Here is a 10,711-nt window from a genome sequence, read left to right on the forward strand (position 1 = left end):
CTCCATGTTTAAACGCGTTCTTGTCGCCAACCGGGGTGAAATCGCCCTCAGAATCATCCGCGCCTGCCGCGAGCTCGGTGTCGAATCGGTCGCCGTTTATTCGGAGGCGGATGTCGATTCGATGCACGTTCAGTTGGCCGATGAAGCCGTGTGCATCGGCAAGGCGGCGAGCAAGGACAGCTACCTGAAGGCGGATCGGATCATCGCGGCGGCGGAAATCACCGAGTCCGAGGCGATTCATCCGGGATACGGGTTCTTGTCCGAGAACGCGCGCTTCGCCGACATTTGCGCCAGCTGCAATTTTCAGTTCATCGGCCCATCGGCCGAGGTGATCTCGACCATGGGTGACAAGGCGACGGCCCGGGCCACGGCCTTGGCCAACGGAGTGCCTGTCACGCCCGGCTCGGAAATCCTGGCGGACGAGGATGAGGGTCTTGCTGAAGCCAGGAGAATCGGCTTCCCCGTGATGATCAAGGCGACTGCTGGTGGCGGTGGCCGGGGCATGCGTCCCTGCCTCAAGGAGGAGGATTTTCGAGCACTCTACAAGGCGGCTTCAAATGAAGCGATCGCCTGCTTTGGCAATGGCGACTGTTACCTCGAGAAGCTGGTGCTCAATCCCCACCACATCGAGTTCCAGGTCATCGCCGATCGCCACGGAAATTTCATCCAGCTTGGTGAGCGCGATTGCTCGATGCAGCGCCGCAACCAGAAGATCATCGAGGAGTGTCCGTCGCCCCTGCTCACTCCCGAGCTCCGCAAGCGAATGGGAGATGCCTCGGTGAATTTGATCAAGGCGATCGGTTATGAGAATGCCGGCACCATCGAATACCTCGTCGATGACAAGGCGGAGAATTTCTATTTCATGGAGATGAACACCCGCATTCAGGTGGAGCATCCCGTGACCGAGGAAGTCCAGGGCTGCGAGCTCATCAAGGAGCAGATCCGGATCGCTGCTGGAGAACCGCTTTCCGACCACGTCCTCAAATCCATCCCTCGCGGACATTCGATCGAGTGCCGGATCAATGCGGAGGACCCATTCAACAATTTCACACCCAGCCCGGGCAAAATCGATCTCTGGTATGCACCGGGAGGCAAGGGAGTGCGTGTCGATACCCACGTCTATTCCGGCTACACCGTGCCGCCTCACTACGATTCAATGATCGCCAAGTTGATCGTCTCCGCAGCGACTCGCGAGATCGCGGTCGCGAGAATGAAACGGGCCCTCGGTGAGTTCATGATCCACGGCATTCACACCACGATTCCTTTCCAACAGGAAATCATCGACCACCCCGACTTCAAGAACGGCACCTACGATATCGGCTGGGTGGCGCGGTATCTCGAAGAGCGCAAGGGCTGATTCCGCGATCAGGATGAATAGCGTGAATCACGGGCTCGACGACGCTCGTCTCTACGGGATCGTCGATACCGGCTACGTCTCGCCAGACGATGCCGAAGCGGTCACCCACCAGCTCTTGAAGGGTGGCGTGGATCTCATCCAGTTGCGCGCCAAAGGGTGGGACCCGCCATCGATCCTCGAGCTGGGCGAGCGCATCCGACCCATTTGCCGGGAGACGGGCGTCCCCTTCATCGTCAACGATTTTCCCGAGATCGCCGTCGAGCTTGAGGCCGATGGGCTTCATCTCGGCCAGGATGACGGAAGCCTTGCCGAGGCACGCAGGCTTGTCGGAAGCGGGATGTTTCTGGGAAGATCCACCCACTCGCCGGATCAAGCGCGTCAAGCACTCGAAGAAGGATTCGACTACATCGGTTTTGGCCCCCTTTTTCCCACTCCGACCAAAGCAGGACGTCCCGGAATCGGGATGAAGGATATTGGAAAAGTTGAGCGCGAAGTCGGCACTCAAATCCCCGTCTTCTGCATCGGCGGGATCAAACGCGACAATCTCGCGGAGGTCATTGGAGCCGGCGGGCGTCGCGTCGTCATCGTTTCCGATTGGCTGAAGGCGAAGGACATCACTGCGGCCGTTCACGAGACACGCCTGATCTTGGATCCGGCTTGAGAGGCGCCAGCGACGTTGAATCCCAATCCTTATCATTGCCATCGTAGCAGCTTCCATCGATACCCCTTCGCGCACCTGACCTGTTTTTCATCATGACCGAACCCACCACTGCACTCTCCGTCGTTGTCGGAGGAACCGTCGCCATCGACAACGTCAAAACTCCCGGCTCCGAAGCTGAAAACCTCCTTGGTGGTTCGGCAGCCTACGCTGCGCTCGCGGCTTCTTTCTACTGCTCTTCCGTACATCTCGTCGGGATCGTCGGAAAAGACTTCCCGGCAGAGCACCTCGCGATGCTGGAAAGCCGGGGCATCACTCTCGATGGCATCGAGCGTTCCGATGGCGATTCGTTCACCTGGAGCGGTGAATACATGGAAAACATGAACGAACGGGTGACTCATCGCGTCGGCCTCAACGTGCTCGAAAGCTGGGAAGTCAAAGTGCCCGCTCCGGCCAACGAGGCCGCCATTGTGGTGCTCGCCAACATGTCGCCCGACAACCAACTGCAAATGCTCGCTCAGTCCCAGGCCGAGTCGTCCTTCGTGATTGCGGACACCATGGACCTGTGGATCGAGATCGCCAACGAGCGGCTCCACGAAGTGCTCAAGCAGCTGGATCTTTTTGTGATCAACGAAAGCGAGGCCCGTGATTTCGCAAAAACCTCGAACCTAGTACTTGCCGGACGTCGATTGCTGGAAAAGGGCCCGCGCTTCGTGGTGATCAAACTGGGTGAGTTCGGCGCGATGCTGTTTGGCCGACTTCAAGGATCCATTCCTGATGAACTCTGTCCCGACAGTTTTTTCCGCTGTGCCGCCTTCCCGCTCAGCGAGATCACTGACCCCACCGGGGCAGGGGATTCCTTTCTTGGAGCAATCGCGGGATACCTCGCGGCCAAGGGCAACCAGGATCCTTCCTTTGACACCATTCAGCAAGCCGTTGTCCAGGGATCCGTATTGGCTTCCTTCACCTGCGAAGCCTTCTCCACCAAGCGATTGGAGGGCTTGACCCCCGCAGATCTCGACGCCCGGCTTGAGGCCTTCCGCCAGATGAGCTCGTGGTAAAACCATAAATCCAAGGGTTTGAGGCCCTTTTCTTCGTAATTCCACTGAGAATTTGGGCGTCAAAAAACACCCTGCGGACGAAGTTTTTGCTTGCGACTTGGGTGTTGAGCGGCGTTTATGAAGCTCAACACCAGCGAATTCGTGGATAAATCGTGTATCGTGACTTCCTTGTCACAATGGGTTTTTTCCTCGACGTCGTCGGATTCGAAACTTAAAACCTACAACGTAATGAAACCAATCATCCCTTTCGCGCTCCTCGGAGCCCTTTTCGCGGTCGGCGCCAACGCGGCGGTCACTGATCCTGTCGGATACGTCACAATTCCGCTTCCTGGCACAGGCGGTGGAGCCCCTCAGGCCCTCCAAGTTGCTTCCCAGCAGCTTTTGCCTGGTGGTTCGACCGAATTCGCTGGCGTTGCTGAGGGTTTTGGAAGCGATGGCTCGGGCACGTTCCTCCAAGACGATGATGGGACTTGGGCAGCCGGAGATTTTTACAACAGCACTGATTCTCAGTTCACAAGTTTGGTGGAGATTACTTCTGGCCCGTTGGTTGGAACTCTCACTTGGATAACAGGTTCGGATGTCGATAAATTGTATACATTCGATGACATCAGTGCGGCAGGCGCAGATGCTGGGTTCAAGGTTATTCGGGCCTTTACGGTTTCTAGTTTGCTTGGTGATGTTCCTACTTCTGACGTTCTCGGAGGTGCTACCTCAATTTCTTCGGCGGATAACTTTCTGCTCTATAATTCTGCTGCGAACGCTTACACCACATTTTGGTATAAAACTGGTGGTCCTGGCGGTGTTGGTTGGAGGTCTGATGATGGATCCATTACGAACCCAGCCGAGTCTCCGATTCATCCTGTAGACAGCGGTATTATTTTCGTTCGTAAACAATCCGCGGGCGGTTCACTTGTTATCGCAGGTGATGTAAAGACGGGTGTCACTGATGTGGTGATTCGGGGTGGTGGTGGCACCGGGCCGTCTGCCACGACTCTTAATATCGTCCAAGTCCCCTATCCTGTCGATCAGTTGACACCTGACAACAGTGGGCTCTACACCGGGGATCCAGCAACAGGTCTGGCTGGTGCTACTTCAATTTCATCAGCTGATAGCTTGCTAGTTTTTGATTCAGCAACTAATAGCTACACTACTTTCTGGTACAAGACTGGTGGGCCAGGTGGGATTGGTTGGAGATCTGATGATGGCTCGATAGCTGATCCTGCCAATCAAGCTCTCTCTTCTACATCTGCAATCTTGATCCAGCGGAAGGCTAGTGGTTCTGACTTCACGTGGGCAATTCCACCTGTCACAATCGCCCCTTGAACTTTAGATATCACCTCCAAACAACACTAAGTTTATCTCAATATGAAAACCAAAATTGCACTCCTAGCGTTCTTAGCCATTTCGGGCTCTTCTCTCATGGCTGCATCAATATCAGTCGATATGTTTGCCGACACAGCGGGAACAACTTCTGGTGGTGTGCTGCTCGGTAATGGATTTACGGCCTACATTGGTACTTACACAGGACCTTCCAATCCGGCTACTACGTTTGAGGCCATCCAAGCTGGTTTCAATTCGATAGGCTCCATTGCATTCGCCACTGGCGCTGCTGCTGGCTATGATGGATATTTCAACACTGGTGCCATCGCCTTCACTGACGCTGCTGGCGTGGGAGGTCAGGCTGTGTATGTTCACTTGACAGATGGTGGTGTTCAAAATGCTTTGTTCACGGGTGCTGCACTTGGGACGTTCAAGTTTGATGCGGACATTCCGAATAGCGGGACCGCTTCGATTCAGGCGTCGAATGCTGGGGAGCTTACCTACTTGGTTGGAAGCTATAATCCCACGGGAACAAGTCCGTTCGGAGGTGGCACTATTGAACTGACTCCGATTCCGGAACCGTCCATGGTTTTCCTCAGTGCACTTGGTGTCTTCGGTCTTCTTAGACGTAAGCGCTGAGCCAGCTAAATAGTCTTGAGTCTTCTATGAGAGTGGGTGTTTTTCACCCACTCTCGTTTTGTGTTAAGTGATCTCTTTTGAATTGGGTGGATACCTGTAATATTCGATACCAAGCCAGTTGGGCCTCTCGAAATCTGGAAGACTGTGTCGACCTTCTTCGGAAAGAGCTTCGCCGTACTCCAAGGAATTTGGGAGTATTACTTGAGCTAGGTAGGGTTCTAGGGCTTCTACAAGATTTCAGCCAAGCTAATAGAGTTTTTACTAGGTTACTGAAGATATCTGATAGGAAGAATCAGCCCATACTTCTTGCCAAAATTGCTGAGCTGTCTCAGGACTTTGTTGATCAAACAGTGGCAGGCAGTGCATTCGCACGAGCAGCGACTCATGGAAGCGTCGACCTTCTCGCCAAATACGCCGAATTCGAGCTAAAGCACAGGAACAATGAAAAGGCTCGAAACTTGGTTGAAAGGGCCCTCGAGGCAAATCCCAAGTATCCATACGCGCTCTTGATCAAAGCCAGGCTATTGAGAGAAGGGGGGTGCGCTTCTGAGGCTCTGCAGTTGCTGGAAAACATATCTGATTCAGGTGATATCCCATCAAGAGTGAAGGCAGCTTATGAAAAGGGACAAATTCTGGATCTGTTGGGGGACTATGACTCCGCATATAACGCCTTCCTTGAGGCGAAAAAGCCATTAATGACTTACCGACAGAAAGCTATTCACATAAGGCAGCTTTCGCGGGAAACTTTTAACGAAATCGCCCAATGCCTTACACAACGTCAAGTCGATCGTTGGAGAAGTGAGCAGTTGGATCGAGGTGGTAGCTCATATAATATTGCTTTACTAGGCGGGCACCCACGATCGGGAACAACACTCTTGGAACAGATTCTCATGTCCCACTCCGCCGTTAATTCGACGGACGAGACAGAGAACTTCAATATTTTCGCCTACTCGCGCGTCATGAATAAGACTAGCGAACGAAACGCTCTTAAGGCTTTTGACTCGTTGAGCAATGCAGCTGGAGCAAGGTTAAGAACTGACTATCTCCGAGCTGTTCGAAGGAGTCTCGTCAAGGAGGGTGACTTCGAGTATTGGATCGATAAGAACCCTTCTCTAACTGCAATTGCACCGCTTCTTTTGAGGATTCTTCCCGAAATAAAGTTTATTGTAGTGAATCGTGATCCGCGAGACGTGATTTTGAGTTGTTTTATGCAATGTTTCTACCCATTGGATACCATCCCAGCAAATTATTTAACTTTAGCAGATGCCGCTGATGAATACTGCGGCGTAATCCGCAACTGGAAAACTTTTGCAGCCTTCTTGGGTGATTCAGTTTGTGAAGTGAATTACGGCGATATTGTTCACGACCTACCTAGCGTATCCCGACGAGTCCTATCATTTATGGGTCTCGATTGGAGTCCAGATGTTCTCCGTTTCAACGAGCTGTCAAAGGACCGGATAGTCAGGTCAAAGACTGCGTTCGACGTCACAAGAAATATTCATTCAAACTCAATCGGAAGATGGAAGAATTACGAGAAACACTTCGGCCCTGCGATTGACAAGCTGATTCCAGTTATGGACTGAGAGTCTGATGACAGGAGCAGTGCTTCAGACCACGCTTACAGTTCCGCGTGATCTTAAGACTTCAGAGAAGAGGCGTATGCCACTGCCTGGAGGTAGAGTCCATCGGCGGGAGCGCAGTAGGGGGCTCGACCGTGGGGAAGTTCGGCAGACTGATCGAGAAGCTGCGTAAATTCCTCAATTCGCCGGCGGCCTTGGGCGACTTCGATGACGCTGCCGGTGAGGAGGCGGACCATTTTGTAGAGGAAGCCGTCGCCTGTCCAAGTGAGCCGCCAACCGTCATCTTGAGATTCAAGCGAGGCGCAGGTAAGCGTGCGGTGGTAGTCGGTGGCCTCGGTTTCGTTGCCGCGTTTGGCGGCAAAGGCTTTGAAGCAGTGTCGTCCCAAGGTGGCCTTGAGGGCGTCTTCGAGGAGGTAGGGGTCGAGTTGCCGGGGGAGGTGCCAGGCGAGGCCGGCTTTGAATGGTGAGAGGACGGGCTCGGTGCAGATATTGTAGCAGTAGGTTTTGCCCTTGGCGGAGAAGCGAGCATGGAAGTCGTGGGCGACTTCTTCTGCGGACAGGACACGGATGGATGCGGGGAGCTTGGTATTGAGGGCAGGGACCCAGTTGAAGGGGTTCATGGTGAGTCGCTCCGGCGCGTCGAAGTGAGCGACCTGGGCGAGGGCATGCACGCCGGCGTCGGTGCGGCCCGAGCCATGGACGCGGACCGGTTCTTTGGCGGTTTCGGAAGCCGCTTTTTCAAGGTGGTCTTGAACGGTGTTGCCGGAAGGCTGCGATTGCCAGCCATCGAGCGTCCGTCCGTCGTAGGCGAGGGTGAGTTTGATCCGCACGGGCAAGAAATGCCGCTTCGGTGACGGCGAACAAGGAATTATCTGATTTCCTTGGGAGGTGGCACGCCCCCGTGCCACAGGGTAGCGGTTCTGCTCGGCGAAGCGGATTGGAAGAAGGATACGCATGGGTTCAAGACATTCAGCCCTCTGCGACGGGGGCGTCGTAGCTCCCGGTAAAGCATGGATAAAGCTTCACTCTTAGTGGTTGGAGTTTGGGGGTGTTGGGGGCATTTTGGGTGGGTGGAGAAGGAGATCGACGGGTTCATGATGTTTCTGGCGACCGAGCGGGGTCTATCCAAAGCCTACCAGTTGTCGGTCCGCCAAACGCTCGATGCTCTTGCGACCTGGGTCTCGGATCGCAAGACGAGTCTCGAAGATCTTGGGACGGATGAATTGAGTGAGTTCCTTGGGATCAGAAAGACGGAGGGGCTTTCGACGGCTTCGCTGCGGATCACGATGGTCCATCTCAAGGTCTTCTTTCGCTGGCTGGCTGGAAAGGGTCGCTTAGAGATGGACCCAGCCGAGCCCTTGTTGTCGCCGCGACCTGATCAGTCGCTGCCTGAAACGATGAATCGTGAGACAGTGGAGCGACTTCTTGAAAGTATCGACCTCACGGAACCCTTGGGTCGGCGCGACCGGGCGATGCTTGAAATGTTCTACGCCTCTGGTTTGCGACTGAGCGAGCTCTGTGGCCTGCGCCTGGAAAGCTACGATTCCGAGGAGGGCTTCCTGCGGGTGACGGGCAAGGGGAACAAGACGCGAATTGTTCCCGTAGGTGGCCGCGCCCGGGACGCCGTGGAGGACTATGTTAGAAACGAGCGCGCCCATCTCGTCTCGAAAAAATCCAGTTCCGAGATTTTTCTCAGTATTCGCGGAGGCAGGCTCTCGCCAGATCGTGTCCGGCAGATTGTGAAGGAACGGGCGGCGCGTGCGGGCATTGAAAGCAATGTCTATCCCCACCTTTTGCGGCACTCGTTTGCGACGCACCTGCTCGAAGGTGGAGCGGATCTGCGCGTCATCCAGGAGCTACTGGGGCATGCCGATATCGCGACGACACAGATCTACACCCACGTGGATGGGGCGCGTTTGAAGGCCGTTCACAAGCGTTTCCACCCACGCGGATAAAGTCCACTTCAGCAGGGTCCCCGCGCAAGGGGCTGAGACTGAGCGCACCATCCGGTGTGCCTCGGAAATTGAACCGCCAAGACGCCAAGATCGCAAAGAACCTTCGAGTATTGGCCCAAAATGGAATCATCACCTCAAAGGAACCCAAACTTGGTGACCTTTGCTTGTTGGCGGTGAAAAAGGGGGCTGGATTTCAATCCATCCGCAGACCTTGTCCCTTGTGAAGGGATCCCTGCCTACTTCACCTCGACCTTTTTCTTCACTCCGTAGGGTTGGATTTTCAAGTCGGTGGTGGACTGCGGTACCGACTTCTCTTTGGCGGGTTCACCTCCACTTGGGGCGGCTTCCTCACCTACGGGCAGGACTTGCTTGGCTTGGATCCGGACGGACTGATAGAGAAGGTTGTAGTTGTGCCTGAGGACGGCGGGGAAATTGACGCGACCTGCCTCGACGATTTTTTCACGCAGAAGTTTGGCAGAAAGATCGGCCACGAGTTCCGCTCCCACTTTCACGGCACCTTCGGCGCCGGTAACTTTGCCGCCGGCAACGGCGGTGCTTCTCACCAGATCGCTGGCGATGGTTTGTCCCTGAATCGCGAGATTGGATTGTGCGGAGCTCACCGTGCCATCGGCTTCAAAGCTGACTTCAAGAACCGCATGATCATCGCTGGCCAGCCAACCTCGACGGTGATCGATTCTCAAGGAGACAAAAATCCCGCCATTGGGTGTCGGAGTGATCTCCGGTTTGTAGGTCCGGTAATTGGCACCGGAAAGGGCGTAATCGACCGTTGAGGTTTTGCCTTTCCAGCCACCGAGGCTCTCACCGAAGGCGTCGACGTCAATGTCGACACCTGCAAACGAGGCAGGGGCCAACAAAAGAGTAGCGGCGAGAATCAGGTGTTTCATGACAGTTGGTAGAGCGGCGTCGGCGAGCGGTTATACTCGATTTTCGTCCGATGTATTCATCTGAAATCGAGAAATTCGTCGAGGATGGGAAGGTCGGCGGCCGCCCAGTCGAGGCTCCGCAGTTCGTCCGGCGAGCACCAGCGCAGCTCGGAGTGCTCGTGCGGTTGAGGCGTGCCCTTCGTGATACGGCAGAGAAAGGGAATCAGCCGGATCGGGCCGCGGTCGTAGATGTGGACGACGGGGCTGAGTGGCTTGGTGGTTTGGATTGTGATGCCCAGTTCCTCTTCGAGTTCCCGGATCAGGGCTTGCTCCGGGGACTCGCCATTCTCGATTTTCCCTCCGGGGAACTCCCATTGGCCGCCCAGATGCTTCCCTTCGGGGCGGCGGCAAGCGAGGATCCGGTGATCGTCGTCAAGGATGAGGCCGGCGACGACGTCGATCATATCCGGGATAGTGGGAGGGCGACGGCGAGGTCGCGGAAAGGGAATTGTTTCACCGTCCTTCGGCGAGCCGGTCGGCGAGCATCTCGGGCAATCCGGCGGCGCGGATCTTCTCCTGGGTCCTGGCGAGGTCGTATTCGATCCGTCGGATGACCACGAGCTTGTGCTCCAGATCGTAGATTGCGTAGGCGGCGCGCCAATCTCCATCGCGCGGCTGTCCGACGGATCCGCAATTGATGAAGTATTTGGAGCCGGGTTCAATGATGACCGATTCGGCGGGAACTTCTTCGACCTTTTCGCCCTTGATGTAGACGCGGGGCACATGGGTATGGCCGTGGAAACAGACTTGGGTAAACTGGTAAGAGAAGTTGGACATCGCGTCGAAACGATTGGTCACGTAGTTCCAGTTTGCCGGCTGATCGAGGGTGCTGTGGACGACGGTAAAATCGGCGATCTGGCGGACCATGCGCAGTCGGCGAAGCCAGGTCCGTTGTTCTTCTGAGAGTTGGTCCCGAGTCCATTCCAAGGCGGTCGCCGCCACGGGATTCATGGTTTCGAGGGAATGGGTGCCTGAGGCGTCTTCGTCGTGATTTCCCTTCACCACCGGGCAGTCCATGGCGCGAACCTGTTCAAGACAGGCGACGGGGTCGGCGTTGTAGCCGACGACATCGCCGAGGCAGATGTAATCGGTGCAGCCTTGTGCTTCCGAGTCGGCGAGCACCGCCTCGAGGGCTTCGAGGTTGGCATGGATGTCACCGAAGAGTGCGATGCGCTTCGGGCTGGCCTTCGTTTCCTG

At 55.4% G+C, this 10,711-nt stretch carries 11 protein-coding genes; 7 read left to right on the plus strand and 4 right to left on the minus strand.

What is annotated here, in order from left to right; all coding sequences use genetic code 11:
• Positions 1 to 4 precede the first annotated feature (4 nt).
• From accC to WBG04_RS07725, 6 genes are all read left to right on the plus strand, one after another.
• Positions 5 to 1,357: an acetyl-CoA carboxylase biotin carboxylase subunit gene (accC, locus tag WBG04_RS07700; protein ID WP_424313822.1), complete on the plus strand. Its 1,353-nt coding sequence runs from the start codon at positions 5 to 7 to the stop codon at positions 1,355 to 1,357.
• Positions 1,358 to 1,370: 13 nt separating this feature from the next.
• Positions 1,371 to 2,018 carry a thiamine phosphate synthase gene (gene thiE / locus WBG04_RS07705; RefSeq protein ID WP_424313823.1) on the plus strand — a complete coding sequence of 216 codons (648 nt, stop codon included), beginning with the start codon at positions 1,371 to 1,373 and terminating at the stop codon, positions 2,016 to 2,018.
• A 92-nt stretch (positions 2,019 to 2,110) separates the two neighbouring features.
• A complete protein-coding gene (locus WBG04_RS07710) occupies positions 2,111 to 3,076 on the plus strand; it encodes a PfkB family carbohydrate kinase (protein WP_424313824.1) in 966 nt (321 codons plus the stop codon).
• A 117-nt stretch (positions 3,077 to 3,193) separates the two neighbouring features.
• Positions 3,194 to 4,399 (plus strand): hypothetical protein, encoded by a 1,206-nt coding sequence (locus WBG04_RS07715; protein ID WP_424313825.1) that lies wholly within the window; start codon positions 3,194 to 3,196, stop codon positions 4,397 to 4,399.
• Between the two features lie 42 nt (positions 4,400 to 4,441).
• On the plus strand, positions 4,442 to 5,035 hold the full coding sequence (locus tag WBG04_RS07720) for a PEP-CTERM sorting domain-containing protein (protein ID WP_424313826.1): 594 nt from the start codon (positions 4,442 to 4,444) through the stop codon (positions 5,033 to 5,035).
• Between the two features lie 188 nt (positions 5,036 to 5,223).
• A complete protein-coding gene (locus tag WBG04_RS07725; protein ID WP_424313827.1) occupies positions 5,224 to 6,618 on the plus strand; it encodes a tetratricopeptide repeat-containing sulfotransferase family protein in 1,395 nt (464 codons plus the stop codon).
• A 53-nt stretch (positions 6,619 to 6,671) separates the two neighbouring features.
• Here the strand turns inward: WBG04_RS07725 and truA are convergent, their stop codons facing one another.
• Positions 6,672 to 7,571, minus strand: a complete 900-nt coding sequence (gene truA, locus WBG04_RS07730) for a tRNA pseudouridine(38-40) synthase TruA (protein WP_424313828.1) — start codon at positions 7,569 to 7,571, stop codon at positions 6,672 to 6,674.
• Between the two features lie 114 nt (positions 7,572 to 7,685).
• Between truA and WBG04_RS07735 the strand changes: the two genes are divergently transcribed.
• Complete coding sequence (locus tag WBG04_RS07735; protein ID WP_424313829.1) at positions 7,686 to 8,570, plus strand: tyrosine recombinase; 885 nt, start codon at positions 7,686 to 7,688, stop codon at positions 8,568 to 8,570.
• 236 nt (positions 8,571 to 8,806) lie between these two features.
• Here the strand turns inward: WBG04_RS07735 and WBG04_RS07740 are convergent, their stop codons facing one another.
• The 3 genes from WBG04_RS07740 to WBG04_RS07750 are packed head-to-tail and all read right to left on the minus strand — an operon-like array spanning position 8,807 to position 10,684.
• A complete protein-coding gene (locus WBG04_RS07740; RefSeq protein ID WP_424313830.1) occupies positions 8,807 to 9,475 on the minus strand; it encodes a hypothetical protein in 669 nt (222 codons plus the stop codon).
• A gap of 56 nt (positions 9,476 to 9,531) precedes the next feature.
• Positions 9,532 to 9,918 carry a (deoxy)nucleoside triphosphate pyrophosphohydrolase gene (locus tag WBG04_RS07745; protein ID WP_424313831.1) on the minus strand — a complete coding sequence of 129 codons (387 nt, stop codon included), beginning with the start codon at positions 9,916 to 9,918 and terminating at the stop codon, positions 9,532 to 9,534.
• Between the two features lie 49 nt (positions 9,919 to 9,967).
• Positions 9,968 to 10,684, minus strand: coding sequence for a metallophosphoesterase family protein (locus tag WBG04_RS07750; RefSeq protein WP_424313832.1), 717 nt, complete (start codon positions 10,682 to 10,684; stop codon positions 9,968 to 9,970).
• Positions 10,685 to 10,711: the final 27 nt, after the last annotated feature.

The organism is Haloferula sp., from assembly GCF_049672945.1.
Lineage (GTDB): Bacteria > Verrucomicrobiota > Verrucomicrobiia > Verrucomicrobiales > Akkermansiaceae > Haloferula.

What these genes read in the sequence shown, in the direction of transcription:
- WBG04_RS07745 (WP_424313831.1), bottom strand. Translation starts at nt 9,918, where the DNA reads ATGATCGACGTCGTCGCCGGCCTCATCCTTGACGACGATCACCGGATC.
- accC (WP_424313822.1), top strand. Translation starts at nt 5, where the DNA reads ATGTTTAAACGCGTTCTTGTCGCCAACCGGGGTGAAATCGCCCTCAGA.
- WBG04_RS07715 (WP_424313825.1), top strand. Translation starts at nt 3,194, where the DNA reads ATGAAGCTCAACACCAGCGAATTCGTGGATAAATCGTGTATCGTGACT.
- WBG04_RS07720 (WP_424313826.1), top strand. Translation starts at nt 4,442, where the DNA reads ATGAAAACCAAAATTGCACTCCTAGCGTTCTTAGCCATTTCGGGCTCT.
- WBG04_RS07740 (WP_424313830.1), bottom strand. Translation starts at nt 9,475, where the DNA reads ATGAAACACCTGATTCTCGCCGCTACTCTTTTGTTGGCCCCTGCCTCG.
- WBG04_RS07710 (WP_424313824.1), top strand. Translation starts at nt 2,111, where the DNA reads ATGACCGAACCCACCACTGCACTCTCCGTCGTTGTCGGAGGAACCGTC.
- thiE (WP_424313823.1), top strand. Translation starts at nt 1,371, where the DNA reads ATGAATAGCGTGAATCACGGGCTCGACGACGCTCGTCTCTACGGGATC.
- truA (WP_424313828.1), bottom strand. Translation starts at nt 7,571, where the DNA reads ATGCGTATCCTTCTTCCAATCCGCTTCGCCGAGCAGAACCGCTACCCT.